Source organism: Candidatus Kuenenia sp., from assembly GCF_039794105.1.
Classification (GTDB): domain Bacteria; phylum Planctomycetota; class Brocadiia; order Brocadiales; family Brocadiaceae; genus Kuenenia.
Genome location: NZ_JBDIWA010000001.1, coordinates 74,525 through 93,666 on the forward strand (window position 1 = coordinate 74,525; position 19,142 = coordinate 93,666).

Consider the following 19,142-nt stretch of genomic DNA (forward strand, 5'->3'; position numbering starts at 1 on the left):
TTCCTGCGTGCTTTTTCCATCCATGTGCAAGCAACACACCTCAACTTTCAAAAAAACAAAATTTATACTCTTGGGAAAGCGTTTACTTTTCAGCCTTAAAAAATTCTTGTGCAAAGTTCAGATTAGAGTAAACGTTATTTACATCATCATGATCTTCCAGCGCCTCTATAAGCTGAAGCGCTTTTCTATATGCTTCTCCTTCCACCTCTATAGTATTTTTTGCCAACCAGCTTGTTTCTGCATTCTCTATGGTTATATTTTGAGTTTCAATAGCTTTTTTAACTGCATCCAAATCAGTCTGAGCACATAACACTTGATAATATTCCTCCACTGTTTGCAAATCCTCTGCACCCGCATCTAACGCCAGCATCATAAATTCATCTTCTACGCACACATTATTGTTTACCAATATAATGCCTTTTTTCTCAAACATCCAGGAAACGCAACCTGTTTCACCCATATTGCCGCCAAATTTTTCAAATAGTTTTCTTAGTTCTGGTACGGTTCTATTTTTATTATCGGTTAACGCATCTACCATTATTGCTATTCCATTTGGCCCATACCCTTCAAACAAGCATTCTTGCAATTCGATATTATCGCCTCCCGTTCCGATGCCTTTTTGTATCGCACGCTCTATGTTGTCTTTTGGCATATTTGCCATCCGCGCCTTACTTATAGCAAGTTCCAGTTTCGGGTTCATATTAGGGTCGCTACCGCCTTTTTTGACAGCGATAGTAATCATCCTGGATATTTTAGAAAACACCTTGCCTCTTTTAGCATCAGCAATGCTTTTTTTATGTTTTATCCCAGCCCAATGTGAATGTCCTGCCAAGTGTATTATTCCCCACTTAAATACATAGAATTTAAATTTTCAAACTATATTTTTTTCTCTAAATGACGTTTTATTATTTTTGTACTGTTTTTTTCCAAAGAAATGAGACGTTTTATTTTGTCAATTTTACGTGTCAAATTTTCTAATTGTTTTTCATAGACGTGTATTTTTTCATACAATACCTTTGCCTTTTCCCATGCGCCCAACGCATCGTACCAACTGCCCAGACTATAATTAACGTCTCCCAGATGCTCCAAAATATCTGGGTCTTCCAATAGTTTAATCGCCTCTTCCAGCTTTTGAAGCGCCAAGAATAAATAATCATCTCTTTCTTCTATTTGCGCTTTTTTATAGTATGCCCAACCCAAACTATCAAGATACGCGCCATTTTTTGGTTGAGAGTTAAGGGCTCTATTGATTAATGTAATTGCCTCGTCAATATTTCTGTTATTTTCCGCAAAAAAATATCCAAGGAAATTGTTGGCCTCGTGAAAATCAGGGTCTATCTTTATGGCCAAATGCAATTCTTCTTCCACCTTATCATATTTTTGACATTGGTAATAAAGATTGGCCAACATAAAGTGAACATCCTTTTCTGTTTCTGCTTCTAATGGTAACAATCTCATTTTTTCAATTGTTTTTATCGCTTCGTCAATGTTATTCTGGTTACTATATATCTGACAGAGTAAAAAATATTCTCTTGGATTCCTGCTGCCTATCTCTATGTTATTTTCAATAATTTCCTTAATTTTTTCTATTTCTTCATCTCTTTCCGATTTTTTCCCCAATTTCTCATAAATTTCGGAGAGTGTAAGGCGCATTACCCAATTTTCAGGTTCTTTAAGAAGGAATTCCTTCGCTTCTTCAACCGCAGTATCATAATCATTTAAAAAATCATAGCATAGTGTTATATAAAAGCTCGAAAAAAATAATTCCTGGTCATATTTTTTTGCTATCAAAAAATGTTCCAACGCCCTTTCAACAATGTTTTTCTCAAAGTATTTTAATCCAATTTCATAATGAAACTTTGCCGGACGGGCAATAATGTTCATATTAAACATGGTGTTAAAACACTCCGCACTTTTTTCTATCATGCCCAGTTCTATATAAATATTTGCAAGCCTATAGAGGGCGTCTGCCAGAAAAACTTCGTCCAGTTTGGTAATTTTACATTTTCTGGCATATTCATATTCCGAAATTGCCTCTTTCTTTCTGCCAACCGCTTCGTAGAGAGTGGCCAGTGTGTAATGAAAGCTGAATTCCTGTGGGGTTTGATTCGCAAGTTTTTCGAGGGCATTTATAGCTTTTTCATTCTCACCTAATTGAAAATAACAGGTAGCCAAATGCTTTATGATTCTCTCAGAAGAGGGGTCTATTTCATTCGCCTTTTCAAAATTATCCGCAGCCATTTCCCAATTTCTCTCTAGTAAAAAAAAGTACCCCGCACTAAAGTAGGAAAACGCATCTTCCATTCTTTTTAAGAGTAGAAATACCCCTTTACCGGATACTGGAGAATTTTGTCTAATGGTAATATTACTATTGCTACATCCCAAAAACTCCAGAAAGAAGATAATTACGGATAAAACAGTAATGGTAAATGATTTCCAAAACATTTCATATTTCTTTTTACACTTTGTAAGCTTTAAATAAAATAACAAGTTACTACTGGCGAAGCAATACCTCTGCCCAATGGAAAATAAGATATACGACGAATCCGTATACAGCTACCGATTGTCCGTATCGAGCCTTCTTTAAAAAATAGCGACTATTAAGTGAGGAGAAAGTGACATGATGGCGCTATAATACTTCAATTGGTTAAATAGTTACGGCTCGTTAAAGTATTACTTTATTTAATGGATATTCAATAATTCCTTCAGCCCCAGCCCTGATTAATGCCGGAATAATGTTTCTCGCGATGCTTTCATCTACCATTGTTTCAACCGCATAACCGGCGCCTTCGCTTAAGGTAGAGACCGTGGGTTTTCTCAGTGCAGGCAATTGTTTTAACACCTTTTCCAAGGATTCTCCCGGTACATTCATTTTCAATCCAACTTTTTCACGTGCAATGATTGCTCCTTCAAAAAGCATGGCAAGATTTTCTATTTTTGTGCGTTTCCAATCATCTTTCCATGACTGGTGATTAGCGATAAGCTGGGTTGCCGACTCCATAATTGTATCTATTACGCGAAGTTTATTTGCCCTGAGACTGCTACCTGTTTCGGTAAGCTCTACGATCGCATCGACCAAATCAGGCGCCTTTGCTTCTGTAGCACCATGAGAAAATTCAATATCAGCAACAATTCCTTTCTCCGCAAGATATTGTCTGGTAACATTAACCAACTCCGTAGCGATGCTTTTATTATTTAGGTCCTGCACAGACCGTATTTCTGAATCCTCCGGAACCGCCAATACCCATTTGACTTTTGTAAGTTGTTGTTTCGCATAGACAAGGTTCACCACTACTTTAACGTCAGAACCTGCCTCTTTTACCCAGTCTGCACCTGTTAGTCCCGCATCAATAATACCTCTTTCCACAAACCTTGACATGTCCTGCGGCCGAATTAGTCTTATAGTTATTTCATCATCATCAATTGTAGGGTAATATGACCTCGAATTGACGCGAACCGTATAGCCCGCTTTTTTCATCATGTCAATAGTAGATTCTTGCAAACTGCCTTTCGGCAAACCAAAATTTAATGTTTTCATTCTTCCGACCCATTCTTTTCAATTACAGAACTTCCACGAACTGCTTCGTCAATAATTTTTAAGATACGATTACGTTTTTCCGTTAATTCATCCAGGCAAAATTTCAAGTGAGGGGTATATTTTATCCGCAAACAAGACCCCAACTCCGCCTGTATAAATCCTTTGGCATGATCCAGCCCACACAGGGTGTTTTTCCGCTCTGATTCGTCACCAAGCACGGAGACATAAACTTTTACATTTTTCAAATCTGCTGATATATCCACCTCGGTTACTGTTATAAAACTCAGCCTTGGATCTTTTACTTTATAAAGTATAATTTTACTTACTTCCTGTTTAATAAATTCAGATAGTCTTTCCGCTCTTCTTTTAGACATAAGCCGTAATCAACCCACCTTTTATAAAAATAAATTCCACGAAACATTTTATTACGACTGGGAATACATAAATTCCATACGGTATCCGGCAAGTTCAAATGAGGATGCACATTCAAACATATTAATTAAATTGGAAAGGGTGCTGTTTACGTACTGTCTGTCGTTTCCCACCATTGCAATTCCCAAGTTAGAATACTGACAATTATCCAATACACCTGTTTCCGATATTGAGACATTAAAATTATTTTTTACACGATCTTTTAAGCTTTTTATGACACGTCGTTTTTCTTTTAAAGTTCTTGCATTACGGATAATCAAACGTACACACAACAAACCAACCATTGTATCGTCAGATTTGCAAAATTCCAAATTCATAGCGCTGCATGGGTAAAATTGATTTAATTGTTGATATTAATTATTTTAAAATACAAACAAAATATACTCTCTTTTTAAAATTAATGTAGCTATTGCGCTACCTTGGATAAATATTGTTTTCTTTCATTTGACAACAAGAATTTGGCTTTGTGTTTAACGAAAGCATAGCATCCTTGAAAAAAACACATACGGGATATCATCTTCCGTATTCAAGTCGTATTTTTTAATTTTACCGTCTTTTACCACGCAAATATAATAAACATACGCTAAAAATCTGTAAAATATTTTTTGTTATACAGAAAGGGTTCTGGCAATCTTTTGTATTTCGTATGCCTCAACGATATCACCGACTTTGATATCATTGAAATTGGCTATTTTTAAACCACACTCGAATCCAGCTTTCACCTCTCTTACATCATCTTTCATGACTTTTAATGACTCTAACTTTCCATCATAAATAATAATATTTTCCCGAATCAAACGAACAAGTGAATTTCTTGTAATTTTACCAGATTTTACGTAACATCCTGCAACATTACCGTATTTGGAAATATTGTACACCTGCCTGATTTCAACATAACCTAATGCCACTTCCTTTTTTTCAGGTTCCAGCATTCCTTCCATTGCAGCCTTTATTTCGTTAGTTGCATCATAAATAATCTTATAAAGCCTGATCTCCACGCCTTTTTCCTCTGCAAGTAAACGCGCCTTTTCTTCTGCGGTTACATAAAAACCGATAATTAGCGCATCAGATGCGTCTGCGAGAAGTACATCAGACTCTGTAATGCCGCCAACAGCACTATGTAAAATCCTCACCTTAATTTCACTCGTAGACAGCGCATCCAGAGCCTTCTTTAATACTTCAACAGAGCCTTTGTAATCGGCCTTTAAGATTATTTTGATTTCTTTCACATTGCCATCTGCAATCATGGAATAAAGATTATCCAGGGTAATATGCTGATGTTTTGCAAGCGAAGTTTCCCTGTCTTTATTTTTTCTCTCCACGGCAATTTCTCTGGCTTTTTGTATATCACTCACCACATAAAACTTATCTCCCGCCTCTGGGATATCAGAAAAATCAGAAATTGAAACCGGTGATGCCGGGCCTGCTTCTTTTATCTCTTTCCCTTTATCATCAATTAACAGGCGTGCCCTACCATATGTTCTTCCACAAAGAATAATATCGCCCTGACGCAAAGTTCCGTCTTGAATGATTACATTCGCAACAACACCTCTACCCTCACTAAGATGGGCCTCCAGGACAACCCCCCTTGCAGGATTCTTTGGTATAGCTTTTAGTTCAAGTATTTCTGATTCCAACCAAAGCAATTCAAATAATGTATCAATCCCTGCTCCAGTTATTGCAGAAGTCTCTACAAATGGGGTTTTTCCACTCCATTCTTCGGGTATCAAATCTAAATTAGCAAGCTGTTGCTTAACTCGCAAAGTATTTGCACCTGGCTTATCAATTTTATTAATTGCAACAATTATTGGTACATTGGCAGCCTTAGCATGATTAATGGCCTCTTCTGTCTGGGGCATTACTCCATCATCTGCGGCAACCACAAGGACAACTACGTCTGTAACATTTGCACCTCTTGCCCTCATGGCGGTAAAAGCCTCGTGTCCTGGCGTATCGAGAAACACAACGTGTTTGCCATTTGTTTCCACTTTGTTCGCTCCTATATGTTGCGTAATTCCGCCTACCTCTCCTTCTGCAACTTTAGTCTTGCGAATACAATCAAGTAACGATGTTTTTCCGTGGTCAACATGTCCCAAAAAGGTAACTATTGGTGCACGAAGTACTTTGTCTTCCTCTCTTACAGAGACTTGATCCGCAACGAAATCGTATTCTTCCGAAGCCTCTTTTTTCTTAATTTCTATTTCTACGTTATACTCCAGACCTAATAATTGTACTATTTCTTCGCTTAAGATTTGATTTATTGTTGCGCGTACATTATGCTCAAGCAACAATTTGGTTATAATTTCATTTGCACGAATTCCTAATTTAGAAGATATATCCTTTACCGTAATTGGCGTTTCCATAATCACGCGCGATTCTCGTTCTTTAACGACAGGTTTTTTAACTTCTATATATCTTTCCCGCCATCCCTTGTTTTTTTGATGTGAAGGGCCGCCAACCTGCTTCTTCTTCCAAAATACTTTTGAAGGTGCAACTTTCGTTGATTGCTTTTGCCGGGGAGTGCTTTTGTGAAATCTAACAATTTTATCCGGTTGAATAGATTTGATTTCTTTATCTTCCTGCGATATGGTCTTATCTTCTCGTTTTTGTTCTTTTACATCAACCTTAATGGCCTCTTTCACTTTAAGTTCCTTTTTTGTAGCCGAATCATTTGGAGTTCGCCTGAACAGTTTTTTTAGCATTTCAACTTGTTCGGGATCAAGGGTGTTCGCATGGTGTTTGATATGCGTTAACCCTTTCTCATGGCATTTATCAATTAAGTTATTACTTTTAATGCCTAACTCTTTTGCAAGCGAACTAATTCTAACTTTTCCCATTTAAATTCCCAAAAACAATTACCCAAAAAATAAATTTATTTCCTCATTAACTCTTTGATTCGACATTGTCGTTATATTCAGAATTAGCGGCAGCAACATTTTTCCCCGCGAGGTCATTAGCAGAAACATCATTTATGTCGGCAACTTCTGCAAGTTCAACATCGCCGGCTTTTTGCCTTTTTTCAAATTCTGCGTCGGTAATGATATCAATATTCCATTCAGTCAGCCTTGAAGCAAGGCGCACATTTTGCCCCCTTTTCCCAATAGCCAAAGAAAGCTGATCATTTGGAACAACGATTGTAGCCGTTCGATTTTCGGGAGATAAAATTATTCCCGAAACTTCCGCTGGTTTCAAAGCATTGGGTAATAACAATTCCGGCTCCTCGCTCCACCGGATAATATCAATTTTTTCACCATTCAACTCATCAACAATATTCTTGATACGGGACCCGCGCATTCCAACACATGCGCCTACACAATCGACATTCTCATCACTTGAAGCAACGGCAATCTTTGTCCTCTGGCCTGCTTCTCTTGCCAGAGCTTTAATTTCGATAGTATTTTCAGCAATTTCCGGCACTTCTAATTCAAAAAGCTTTCGAACAAAATCGGGATGAGTTCTCGACAGTGTTATTTTTACACGTGTTCCCATTTTTTTTACATCAAGAATAACTGCCCGAACTCGTTCTCCTATGGTATAATGTTCATTGGCCGTTTGTTCCGATTTTTGCAAAACACCTTCTGTTTTGCCTAAATTTACAATCATAGTAGCCCCTTCGAACCTTTGCACCTTACCGCTAACAATTACCCCTTTCCTCTTGCAAAAATCTTCGAAAATCACATCCCTCTCCGCCTCCCTAATCTTTTGAATAATGACCTGCTTGGCTGTTTGTGCAGTGATCCTACCTAATTCAGAAGGGTCTATTTTGCGGTCTCCTTCCATAGCCACTATTTCTCCTGTTTTTCTATCTATCTGTATGGAAACGGCTTCTTGTGACCTGAAATGCTTCTTCGCGGCGGTAATTAAAGCAGCTTCAATGCCCTGGAACACTACTTCCTTGGCAATTTCCTTGTCTCTATGCAAACTATCCACTAAACGGAGTAAATTTTCTTTGTCCATACCATTTTATCTAAAATGAAATTTAGAAAATAATCAATAATAAATACTGATCATTAGATGCAAATTTTTTTTATAAAGTATATTTAGACACAAAAAACATTAAATACTTAACATTGTTGACACAATATATTTCTAATTGGTATATTTTTACTTTGTCAATGCGAAACCGTTAAGAAATATGCATAGTCCAAAAATTATTAACTATAAATTTCTCAATCTTCTTATATAATCTACACAAGGGCATAATCATGGATATTAAAAAAAAAAGTGGGTATAACCCACTTTTATCTGAAGCTGTTTTCCTATTTACGACCCTTAGTAAGCCTGAAACAGCGAAACTACAGCAACCTATGAAAGCATACATTAATATATTGCAACGTCTATAATTTTTAAATTGTAACAAAAAATGTCATATTGTCAAGTTGTTTTTGCATTTGCAGCGTTAACTGCATGTATTATCTAATCGCTTATTTAAACTGTACTTAAAAACTTTTTTGCTATTCAATAATTCCTTTTATAGTATCAGTCTGAGGGCAAAGGAAATCATGGTCATCATTGTTGATAATTACGACTCTTTCACCTATAATCTCGTACAGCAAATAGGTGCGTTTGGCGAAAAAATGGAAGTTTTTAGAAACGATAAAATAAGTCTTGATAAGATCGAAAAAGAAAACCCATCTCATATTATTATTTCACCTGGACCATGCACTCCTAAAGAAGCGGGTATATCAAATGATATCATACGGTATTTCTCTGGTAAAATACCTATATTGGGGGTTTGTTTAGGGCATCAATGCATCGCTTATACATATGGTGCGGATATTATTCGCGCGCGAAGGCTTATGCATGGAAAGACCTCAATGATCATCCATGATGGCAAGACTATTTATAAGGGACTTTCCAATCCATTTGTGGCCACACGTTATCACTCGCTCATTGTGAAAGAAGATTCTCTGCCGGATTGCTTTGAAATTACTGCAAGAGCCGACAATGATGAAATTATGGGGATTCGGCATAAGGTTCATTTGCTGGAAGGGGTACAGTTCCATCCGGAATCTTTCCTCACCGAAGAAGGTCCAAAGCTTCTTAAGAACTTTTTAATGCTTTAATTATTTACATCTATTTCTGTTATTTAAGGACATTCGATGTGGCGACAGCAATAAACCGTAAAGCAAATTTTTCAGATAAATTAATAACTGCCATACAGAAAAAAAATTGTTGTGTGGTGGTAGGATTAGACCCTCACTTTGACCTCATACCCGAGTCTATTAAGCAGCAATTTTCAAAATTGCAGGATGACATGCTTAAATATGCAGCAAACGTTATTCTGGAGTTTAATAAACAAGTCATTGACACGCTGGAACATCTGGTGGGTATTGTAAAGCTGCAAATTGCATTTTATGAGCTTTATGGCTGGCAAGGTATTTGGTCATACGCAGAAACAATTCATTATGCAAAGCAAAAGGGGCTTATTGTCATTGGCGATGTTAAAAGAGGCGATGTTCCCAATACGGCTGCTGCATATGCGAATGCTCATATTGGACAGGTTTCGATAAACAACAGCACCCAAATTGCCTTCCAATCGGACGCCATCACGGTTAATCCTTTGTTGGGAATGGATAGTATACTCCCTTTTATAAAAAACGCGGAAACATACGATAAAGGCATATTTGTACTGGCAAAAACCTCCAATCCTTCCTCTGTTGAATTTCAAGATCTTTTGTGTGGCACAAAAAAACTGCATCAAATAATTGCAGAAAAAATTCATATATGGGGAAGCCGGTCAATTGGAACATATGGTTATAGTGCAGTCGGCGCTGTTGTCGGCGCCACATACCCTGAAGATATTTTGATATTGCGGAAAACAATGCCTAATGCTTACTTGCTTATTCCAGGCTATGGAGCCCAGGGCGCGACAGCGGAAGATATAAAAAATTGTTTCAATTCAGACGGCTATGGGGCAATTATCAATGCTTCCCGTTCCATCCTCTATGCATATAATAACCGAAGTTGGAAAGATAAATATGGCGCACATACATGGAAAGAAGCAGCACAGAATGCCGTAATGAATATGAAGGAGGATTTAAATAAGTGCATACCCTCCCAAACACGGTGAATATTGTTTTTTTCTACACATCCCTCAGAGAATAATTTTTAAAAAAATGAAAAATCAGGAACATAAGTTTGATATTACTGGTTTTAGGTTGCTTTAAGACGGATTCGGTTTGCTAATGCTCGTTAGAGGAGAAAGACATGGCGATAAAAGCAGGTACATATTCTTTTGATGAAAATACAGGCAAAATACAAGTTTATACTTTTAAGGAAGGAATGTTAAGCGCCGTTGCGCATGATTTATTGCTGGATGTAACTCGTTTCAAAGTTGATTTAAATATTCCCTCCGATGACCTTTCCTCCGCAACAATAAATGCGACAATACCGGCAAATGCATTAAAAGTAGTCTGTGCGATGAAGGATGGCCAACAACAAAATGATACATTAAAAGAAAAGGATAAATCGGAAATTGAAGAAGCTACAACTAATGATGTGCTTCATTCAAAAAAATATCCCACAATAAGCTTCCAATCTACGGGTGTTGGTGAAAACAATGCCGGTTACCATATCACGGGAAAATTAACCTTGCATGGAGTTACGAATACTATCGAATTTGACTGCGAATTAACAGGGGAAAACACACTGAAAGGGTCTGTTGATTTGCTGCAAAAAGAGTATGGCATAAAACCCTACAAGGCATTACTTGGCGCTTTGAAAGTAAAGAATAATATCACCGTCGCATTTTCGTTTCCTTTAAAATAAGTTTCAAAGGTAATATCGCTTATGATAAAATTTAATTTTTATTTTTAAAAATTTAGCGTTGATTTGCAAGCATAAATAAATAAAATGAACGCTTTTTATGAAAAGGCAATAAAAACAACCATATCCTTCTCCGAAAGCTGCGGCAGTGATTATTTTGTGAAACAATCTTATGCATCGCACATAACATGAAGGACTAAAAATTATTAGACAGGATCTCATAATAGTACTTCCGGAAAGACAAAGGAAAATAAAGAATGGAAAAGAGCAGAAGAAGTTTTTTGAAGATTATTTCGAATATTTTGGGCGGAACACTTGCGGCAGGCATATTAGCCCCGATAATAGGATTGATAATCCATCCCTGGCTGAAAGAAACCGTCTATGGGACTGAAGATTTCATCGGTATTGGCAAGCTCGATGACTTTCCCGTCGGTCTCCCTAAAAAAGTGACTGTTACATCTTCGAAGATGGATGCGTGGAATATTTTTGAAGGATTGGTGATGGGTTCTGTATGGGTTATAAGGCAAAGAGATGATTCATTAAAAGTGTTTTCAACAAATTGCCCTCACCTTGGCTGTGGTATAGACTGGGTAAATGATGTTTCCAGTTTTTTGTGTCCATGTCATGAGGGCGTTTTCGATGTAAATGGCAAAACAATATCCGGGCCTGCTCCTCGTGATATGTACAGTTATCGGACAAAAGTTGAAAACAATACTGTTTTTGTTGATTATAAAAATATAACCTAAGGTATTTAATATAAGGCAAAACCCCATTATGGCAAATAAACTTTACGAATGGATTGATAACAGAACCGGCTTAAACAAGTTGCTTAAAACCGCCCTGGATGAGCCTGTGCATGGCGGCGCACGGTGGACATATGTTTTTGGCAGTGGATTAATATTCCTTTTCATGCTTCAGGCGATAACCGGTATAGTAATGGCCAGTTTTTATTCTCCTTCTTCGACGACAGCGTGGGGAAGCGTTTACTATATACAGGAACAAACCTCCTTTGGCTGGTTTGTAAGAGGCGTCCACCATTTTGGTTCAAGCGCAATGATGATTTTAGCTATTGTGCATTTCTTCCAGGTGTTTATTTACGGTGCATATAAAAAACCACGCGAACTTAACTGGATTACAGGGGTCTTTCTTCTTATCTTTCTCATGGGATTTGGGTTGACAGGATATCTTTTGCCATGGGATCAAAAAGGATACTGGGCCACGCAGGTTGCTACCAATATCATGGGAACTATCCCTGTAATTGGCGAGTACATTAAAGTGCTGCACCAAGGCGGATCTGATTATGGTAATTTCACCCTTACACGGTTTTTTACCCTTCATGTATTCATATTGCCCATTTCGCTGGTATTTTTTCTTTTTGTCCATGTTGCTCTGTTTCGCAAGCATGGTGTGACTCCCCATTGGAAAATAAGTGAAAAGCTGCTTAAGGAGCGGGTTGACCCTTTTTGGCCCGATCAGGTATTTAAAGATATTGTCTTTGCCATGATCATTTATGCTGTTCTCGCAGTATGGGTTTTTTGGAAAGGCGGGGCCGAACTCCAGGCGCCGGCGGACCCGGCATCTAATTATCTTGCCAGACCGGAATGGTATTTTCTCTTCTTATTTCAACTATTAAAATATTGCCAGGGTAATCTCTTGATTGTAGGCACCGTTATTATACCCATGATTGGCTTGATCTTTCTCCTTGTTTTGCCATTCATAGATAGAACACCTTCAAATTCTCCCGCCAAAAGGATTCCTTTCTTCGCAACGGTCTCTTCGGGGATGGCAGGGGCAATTGCATTGACCGTTCTTGCAATGCATCATGATGCACATGATATTCATATTATTCATCAGCGCGAAGACGCTGAAATTCAGGCCGCACGGGCGGTTGTTCTCGCTAAAAAAGGCATTCATCCTGAAGGTGGAATGTCTATTTTCCTGAATGACCCTGTTTATTTAGGTGAAAAAATTTTTAAACAAAATTGTAATGGATGCCACAAGTTAAAAGGAATAGGGGGAGACAATGCCCCTGATTTTACCAACTTTGGATCAAGGGAGTGGCTGTTTGGATTACTCAAAAATCCCAAAGATAAAAAATATTTTGGAGAGTCCGGTGTGATGTCGGCGGTAAAACTCCCGGAAGAGTCATTGTGGGACATTACAGAGTTTTTATTAAGCCAATCGGGAAATTTACTCAATACAAACACAGATAGCCTTGAAAGAGGCAGAGAATTAACCCTTAAAGGCAATTGCGCTATCTGCCATCCTATAGGCGATAAAAATGCAATAAAGATTGCGCCTAATTTAACCGATTACTTATCGGAAGAGTGGTTAAAGGATTTCATTAAAAACCCGGACGATAAAAAATTCTATGGGACAAAAAATAAAATGCCTGGATACGAAGGAAAACTTAGCGTCAACGAATTGGACGCCTTGGTTAAATATCTTATTTCTTTATCAAAAGACCGTCTTCTCATTTCGGAATGTATGCAACATGAAAAAAGACTAATGGTATCCGAAAATTTGAAGCAAACGTGCAGCAAACAACCCAATTCCTTTGATTCAAAAATGCAGGAATCCATGAAAAATGTTAGTGCGGTTTATTCTTTAACACCAAGTATACAATTTGGTATATTAACCGAAAAATACCTGTTTGCTTCGAAATAAGTGGTATATTTTGCTAAACGCTGTAATTACTTATAGTCGCTAAGAATTAATAAATATTTCTTGCCTAATCTTCTTCTTAATGATACGATTAGCCTCTTTGCCGATCTGAAAATTGATTTGCCACTGAACCTGTTCGAATTATGCAGTGCTTGTTGTAAACTTTCCAGACCAATGATACAACAATTAGTGTTTAATACGATCGGCAGTATTGGTAGAAATTATGAGAACTTATCGGCGGCATCGCCAAGTGGACTAAGGCCACGGTTTGCAAAACCGTTATCCTGGGTTCGAATCCCAGTGCCGCCTTTTTTTATATCTTGAAACAAGAAGCACCCCTGCAAACTCTTCGCTTTTCAAGACATTCATTTAACCCTCGAATTCCAGCGTTTGTAATAGTTACACGGAAAACAAACGCTCACATACATATTACAGGGCGAGTGGTGGAATGGCAGACACGAAGGACTTAAAATCCTTTGACCTTAAACGGTTGTGTGGGTTCGACTCCCACCTCGCCCATGTACCTATTTAAACAGATATCTAATCTATCGTTAATATTGGCGTTTGTTTTATTTTGGTACACAAAATAGATTTTCTGAAATAGGCATATTGAGGAACTTTTTTTTAAATAGGATTGTTTTGTAGTACTCTATTAAAATTCTCTTATGACAATCGGGTTTTTGCGACAAAAACAAAGAGTGTTAAGAAAAAAATACTGATAGAGCTGAATAACCAGATTTTTTGTGTTTTATTACATTCAGGATATTTATTTATTTTTAATAAACGTTTTGGGTTTTATCCCAAAAAGGCTAAAAGGAGTTCTTATGGTAGGAAAACATTTTACTTTTATAATTATTTCAGGATTGTTAATGCTCGCTGCCGTCAGTGGTTGTGGAAAGGATGAATCGGGCGTCCCGCAATTAAGTAGTCAGGCAAACGAAAGAGATTTTGAAGAAATACATAAAAACGTTAATTTAGGACAAGAAACAAAGGCTGTTGCCACTTCTGGAAGCGACCATGGCATGGGGTTTGTGCATGGCAAGAAAGAAAAACCTGATCCTAACAAAATAATTGCTTCTGTAAATGACGAAAAAATTCTCCGCAAGGATCTTGATAAAATTCTTGATCGTTTCAGAAAACAAGTGCCTCCTGGGGCGATACCCTCTTTGGAAAAACAAATTGCTGAGCAGCTTGTTACACAGGCAATTTTAAGGCAATTTGTCCAGGAAAAAGGTTTGGACGTCGCTGATGACGTTGTAAATAACGAAATCAATAAAATGCGGGAAAATATAGCAAAAAATCCTGCTGCAGAAGGGAAAACATTAGAACAATTTCTCGAAATCCAGGGCAGCAATATTGATGAGCTAAGGACTGCAATTAGAATGTCTGCGGCGCTTGATGCTTATGTGACTAATAATGTTGATGATAAAACACTGGAAAACTATTTCATTAAAAATATTAATGAATTTACAGGAGAAGAGGTCACCGCAAGCCATATACTTATAGGCACAAAGGGAATGGAGGAACAGGAAGATTTGGACAAAGCAAGGGCTAAAATTGAATCGATAAAAAAAGAGCTGGATAACGGCGCTAACTTTGCAGAATTGGCTAAGAAGTATTCTGAATGTCCTACCGGGAAAACGGGAGGAGAACTTGGTTCTTTCCCAAGACATGGGGCGATGGTGGAAACTTTTGCTAACGCGGCATTTTCTACAGAAGTCGGCAAGGTTAGTGAACCGGTTAAAACAGAATTTGGATATCACTTGATTTATGTTACAAATCACACCCCGGCAAAAGACGTAAGTTTTGGTGCTGTCAAAGACGCTGTCCGTGAAAAATTAGTTGCGATTGAAATGGGTGATCTGATTAACGATCTTCGGGATAACGCGCAGGTTGAAATTAATTTGCAATAATGTAATGGAAAAGGCGCTATTACTTAATCAGATTTCTATTGTTTTATATTGGGTGTGTTTCGGCCTGTATTCGATGTATTGGTTTGTCGGATTTACCAGGTGGAAAATACGTTTTCCTGTGTTGTTGGGGATTGTTATTTTACAGATAGCCGTCATTACCATCCGCGGCTTATCGATAGGCTATTTTCCTCTTACAAATAAATTCGAATCATTCCATGCCTTTGCCACGGCAACATTCATAATATTGCTTATTTTTTCCAAAGCGGAAAGCCCCATTTACCGGATGACATTGTTTGGCATCGGATATGGCTTTTTTGTGGCGGCAGCTACCTTTTTTAAAATGGGTTTGAGCTTTGCACCTCCTTTAATGCTTACCATATGGTACGCATTGCATGTCCCCCTTTCATTTTTCTGTTATGCATTATGGGCGAGTTCTATGGCGGCAGCAATCGCGCGTTATTTTGTAAAAGGAAATAAAAAAACATATGATGTAATAATAGATTCCGGGTTCCGATACGGGTTGGCGGCCTTTTCCATTTCAATGATTTTCGGCGGTTTGTGGGGATACGTTGCATGGGGGTCTTATTTTTTATGGGACGCCAAGGTGGTCTGGTCTGTTATCATATGGTTTTTTTATGCAACCTGCCTGCACCTGGATTATTGGCCTGAAGCAAAAAAATTAAAACCGCCGCTTGCCATAGTTGGGTTTTTTATACTGATGATGACGTATCTAGGCACCAGCTTTGTCATAGGAAGCTCTCACAGTTTCAGTTAAGATGCAGCAAAACTTCTTTCGTTTTTACAGAAATTCGCAAACAAACCACATAATAAATCCGGATATCTCTTGATAAGGTTCTATTGAAAAAATGAAAAAGGTGTATGATTTTATTAAGTCCCAAAAACTAGGAATAATTATTGGATTTTCAGTTACAGGACTCCTTATCATCGGAAGTCTTATAATGAATTTTTATCCTTATCATTATTCCGGTCTTTCCGGGGAAGATATTACCTTTTTCTTCGGTCATAAGAAACCCATTCACATCTGGTTTTATCTACTTTTTTTTGCCTGCATTATGTACGGCATAAATACCTTCTTCTGTACCACGGATTCAATCCTTCGAAAAGTAAGAGGAAGGATTAAAAAAGTGCCTTTATATGGGGCATCAATTATGCACGTTGGTTTTATAGTAACCTTGGTCGTACATCTTATTGGGGGGTTGTATTGTTCTTTATCGCCTCCAATTTCTGTCTCAGAAGAATGGACGGACATGGGAGGCTTTGAAATGAAGGTGACAGGTCTTGAGGCAAGTTCTTACCCTAACGGCATGCCTAAAAAAATAACAGGTTATGTCTCAGTAAGAAAAGACGGCGCCGAATATGCAGATACAATCGGTTATAACAATCCCGTAGTGTTGAATAATGGAGTGCAAGCCGTCTTGTTGCGAGATTATGGTAATATGGTTTCCTCTGTTGTGCTTAAAGTTGGAGATAGGATGCACAATCTTAAGGCGAATGAAGTTTTCACCTTAAACGGCCAAAAGACCAGAATGGCAGATTTATACATGCCGCCCCAATATCGCTATCCTGTTGTAAAACTACTTTCTACTACTCAGAACATGGAAACCCAAAGCATATATCTTACGGTTGGTGAACATAACGCAAAAGAAATTTTGGGAACAAAGATTGCATTTCTTGATATTAAAACAGTGCCAGGGGTTTTCGTCACTATCAAAAATAATCCAAGTATCCCGTTGTCCCTCGTTACGGTGGTCCTCTTTTCCCTGGGCACGGTGCTTGTGGTTATAAGGATGGTTGGTAAGATGGTTAATTATTAACCATCTTACGGAGGAATTATTTCATGGGAAATTTGATTTTAATATATCTTATATCACCCTTCACCTTTTCTCCAAAATAGAGAGATTCTTTCTTGCAGATTGACAGGAAGGGTCTATTTCGAGTGCCGCTTTCAGGCCGACAATTGCCGGTCTTACTTGTCCCAGTCCGGCATAGCACAAAGCAATATTCGTTAATATTTTTGCATCCTGTGCGGAAGAGCCTCTTAAAAACCTCTCATATACCTCAATAGCCAGTGCATACTCATTTATCTCTAAACAGAGATTGCCAAGTTCTAAATATACGTTATTATCCGAAGGATTAGAGGCGATTATACGACGCACAAACTGAATGGCGCTATTCTTATCGCCGCGCCGGAAATTAATTTTTTCATTAATACATTTAACTATTATATGATGTGGATAAAAGGAGGATATTTTTTTTAACAATCCTTCCGCCTCCCCCAATTGATTTGAGTGAATTAATACATTTATAAGGCAAGCATATGCCGTTATATTTTTTTCATCCTTTTGAATTGCCATTTTAAAAGAATCTATGGCGTCAATTGTCTTGTTTTGAACTGTTTTTATTTCACCCAGCAATAAGTATGTCAAATGATCGGCAATTCCCAATTGTATTGCGGAACTAAGCACGTTTGCCGCTTCATCTAAACGATTCTGTGATAGATAAAAACGGGCGAGGCTGGAATAACACATTGTCTCTTTATCAAAAATCTCTATTGCTTTTTTATATGCTCTTTCCGCTTCGTTCAGTAAACCCAGATTTCTGTAGCAATCTCCCATGTTGTTATACACCTTATGTTCGTACTCATAGGTATCTACAATAAGTAAATTAAAACCAGGAGATCTGCGGTCTTTTTCTTTAACAACAAGAAATTTCCGGTAAATATCCAATGCCTCGTGAAATGCCTTTTTTCTGCTTAATATGTCACCTAACATAAACAAATTATCGAGAAAATCAGGATCTTCCCTCAATGCCTTTTTGCACACATCTTCCGCCCTGTCCAGCCTATCCTTGCGCACCAGCGCGAATGCAAGGTCAATGCTGATCCTTTGCCTTTGATTTTTCGTTGATAGGTCGAGCGCCGGTTCAGATATTCCCAGGCCATTCTCTGCCAGTTTTATCACTTCATCATAGTTGCGCTCATTTCTATAATTTCTTACAAGATTAGCTATCGCAAAAATATTTTCAGGATTCTCTTCCAGTTGTTTCCGTAAAAGGTCTCCTGTACGTTTATATTTCTTTTCCATTTCCGTTGCGGACAGATTGTATCCATAGTGGTACATCCGTACTTCAGATGGACAGGAATTGCCCTCATGCACAAGTTGATTGTGTACTATTCCTTCGTAATGAGCCTTCCCTTTGCGGAATATTCTTGTGAAATAATGTTTTGACAATCCGCCGGGAAGCTCGCTGTAGATAGCTACATAAAAGGCATTGCAGGCGGTGTTGCAAATAATCTTATGCAATAAGGGAATATCTTCCCGCTCCAGTTTTTCATCCGCGTCTATTTGCAAAATCCAATCGCATGTAGCATAACCCAAAGAATGGTTTCTCGCCTCGCTAAAATTGTTGCGCCATGGATGATGATATACTTTTGCGCCAAACGATTTTGCGATGTCCACTGTTTTATCAGTAGAACCAGTATCGACAATAATTATTTCGTCAACCGCCCCCTTTATGCTCTCAAGGCATTGGGGCAAAAAACCTTCTTCATTCTTCACAATCATACATGCCGATATGGTAGGCCTGTGGTTATTGTTTTCAGGGTCTTTGTTCATAAAATATTTCCAGCCTTTACAATCATCGGGAAACTATAAAATGAGTAATTAGTTACCATCGGGGCGTCAGTCTGAGAATAAGGAAAGAAGCCAATAGCGGCCTTTAGCCATGAACTATGGGAAATCATGGTCAAAGAAGGCGTCCTTCGGAGTGAAAGATAAAGCCAGAGTGAAAATCTCACTTTCACTTTA

General features: G+C 38.0%; 17 protein-coding genes and 2 tRNA genes. 10 read left to right on the plus strand and 9 right to left on the minus strand.

Going from position 1 to position 19,142, the window contains the following annotated elements:
• Positions 1-82: 82 nt before the first annotated feature.
• The 7 genes from ABJL82_RS00265 to nusA all read right to left on the minus strand — a co-directional run bounded on the left by ABJL82_RS00265 (position 83) and on the right by nusA (position 7,927).
• Positions 83-832, minus strand: a complete 750-nt coding sequence (locus ABJL82_RS00265; protein WP_347272681.1) for a YebC/PmpR family DNA-binding transcriptional regulator — start codon at positions 830-832, stop codon at positions 83-85.
• Between the two features lie 44 nt (positions 833-876).
• Positions 877-2,445, minus strand: a complete 1,569-nt coding sequence (locus ABJL82_RS00270; protein ID WP_347272682.1) for a tetratricopeptide repeat protein — start codon at positions 2,443-2,445, stop codon at positions 877-879.
• A gap of 220 nt (positions 2,446-2,665) precedes the next feature.
• Positions 2,666-3,538 carry an ATP phosphoribosyltransferase gene (gene hisG, locus ABJL82_RS00275; RefSeq protein WP_347272683.1) on the minus strand — a complete coding sequence of 291 codons (873 nt, stop codon included), beginning with the start codon at positions 3,536-3,538 and terminating at the stop codon, positions 2,666-2,668.
• Positions 3,535-3,912, minus strand: coding sequence for a 30S ribosome-binding factor RbfA (gene rbfA, locus ABJL82_RS00280; RefSeq protein ID WP_347272684.1), 378 nt, complete (start codon positions 3,910-3,912; stop codon positions 3,535-3,537). Before rbfA ends, hisG begins: the two co-directional genes overlap by 4 nt.
• A 51-nt stretch (positions 3,913-3,963) precedes the next feature.
• The gene (locus ABJL82_RS00285) at positions 3,964-4,287 is read right to left on the minus strand and encodes a DUF503 domain-containing protein (RefSeq protein ID WP_347272685.1); all 324 of its coding nucleotides are present in this window, start codon (positions 4,285-4,287) and stop codon (positions 3,964-3,966) included.
• A 291-nt stretch (positions 4,288-4,578) separates the two neighbouring features.
• Positions 4,579-6,807, minus strand: a complete 2,229-nt coding sequence (gene infB, locus ABJL82_RS00290; protein ID WP_347272687.1) for a translation initiation factor IF-2 — start codon at positions 6,805-6,807, stop codon at positions 4,579-4,581.
• Positions 6,808-6,853: 46 nt separating this feature from the next.
• The gene (gene nusA / locus ABJL82_RS00295) at positions 6,854-7,927 is read right to left on the minus strand and encodes a transcription termination factor NusA (RefSeq protein WP_347272688.1); all 1,074 of its coding nucleotides are present in this window, start codon (positions 7,925-7,927) and stop codon (positions 6,854-6,856) included.
• 545 nt (positions 7,928-8,472) lie between these two features.
• Between nusA and ABJL82_RS00300 the strand changes: the two genes are divergently transcribed.
• The 10 genes from ABJL82_RS00300 (at position 8,473) to ABJL82_RS00345 (ending at position 17,150) form a co-directional block, all read left to right on the plus strand.
• A complete protein-coding gene (locus ABJL82_RS00300; RefSeq protein ID WP_347272689.1) occupies positions 8,473-9,036 on the plus strand; it encodes an aminodeoxychorismate/anthranilate synthase component II in 564 nt (187 codons plus the stop codon).
• Positions 9,037-9,074: 38 nt separating this feature from the next.
• A complete protein-coding gene (gene pyrF, locus ABJL82_RS00305) occupies positions 9,075-10,043 on the plus strand; it encodes an orotidine-5'-phosphate decarboxylase (protein ID WP_347272690.1) in 969 nt (322 codons plus the stop codon).
• 137 nt (positions 10,044-10,180) lie between these two features.
• Positions 10,181-10,741, plus strand: a complete 561-nt coding sequence (locus ABJL82_RS00310) for a YceI family protein (RefSeq protein WP_347272691.1) — start codon at positions 10,181-10,183, stop codon at positions 10,739-10,741.
• 254 nt (positions 10,742-10,995) lie between these two features.
• Positions 10,996-11,484 carry a Rieske (2Fe-2S) protein gene (locus ABJL82_RS00315; RefSeq protein ID WP_347272692.1) on the plus strand — a complete coding sequence of 163 codons (489 nt, stop codon included), beginning with the start codon at positions 10,996-10,998 and terminating at the stop codon, positions 11,482-11,484.
• Positions 11,485-11,512: 28 nt separating this feature from the next.
• Positions 11,513-13,405, plus strand: a complete 1,893-nt coding sequence (locus ABJL82_RS00320) for a cytochrome b N-terminal domain-containing protein (RefSeq protein ID WP_347272693.1) — start codon at positions 11,513-11,515, stop codon at positions 13,403-13,405.
• A gap of 233 nt (positions 13,406-13,638) precedes the next feature.
• Positions 13,639-13,711 (plus strand) — tRNA-Cys (locus ABJL82_RS00325).
• 125 nt (positions 13,712-13,836) lie between these two features.
• Positions 13,837-13,921 (plus strand) — tRNA-Leu (locus ABJL82_RS00330).
• Between the two features lie 305 nt (positions 13,922-14,226).
• Positions 14,227-15,315, plus strand: a complete 1,089-nt coding sequence (locus ABJL82_RS00335) for a peptidylprolyl isomerase (RefSeq protein WP_347272694.1) — start codon at positions 14,227-14,229, stop codon at positions 15,313-15,315.
• 4 nt (positions 15,316-15,319) lie between these two features.
• On the plus strand, positions 15,320-16,090 hold the full coding sequence (gene ccsA / locus ABJL82_RS00340) for a cytochrome c biogenesis protein CcsA (protein ID WP_347272695.1): 771 nt from the start codon (positions 15,320-15,322) through the stop codon (positions 16,088-16,090).
• 184 nt (positions 16,091-16,274) lie between these two features.
• The gene (locus ABJL82_RS00345) at positions 16,275-17,150 is read left to right on the plus strand and encodes a hypothetical protein (RefSeq protein WP_347272696.1); all 876 of its coding nucleotides are present in this window, start codon (positions 16,275-16,277) and stop codon (positions 17,148-17,150) included.
• Positions 17,151-17,210: 60 nt separating this feature from the next.
• On the opposite strand, the gene ABJL82_RS00350 is transcribed toward ABJL82_RS00345, so the two are convergent.
• Both ABJL82_RS00350 and ABJL82_RS00355 read right to left on the minus strand, forming a co-directional pair.
• Positions 17,211-18,950 (minus strand): tetratricopeptide repeat protein, encoded by a 1,740-nt coding sequence (locus ABJL82_RS00350; RefSeq protein WP_347272697.1) that lies wholly within the window; start codon positions 18,948-18,950, stop codon positions 17,211-17,213.
• A complete protein-coding gene (locus tag ABJL82_RS00355) occupies positions 18,947-19,138 on the minus strand; it encodes a hypothetical protein (protein ID WP_347272698.1) in 192 nt (63 codons plus the stop codon). Before ABJL82_RS00355 ends, ABJL82_RS00350 begins: the two co-directional genes overlap by 4 nt.
• Positions 19,139-19,142: the final 4 nt, after the last annotated feature.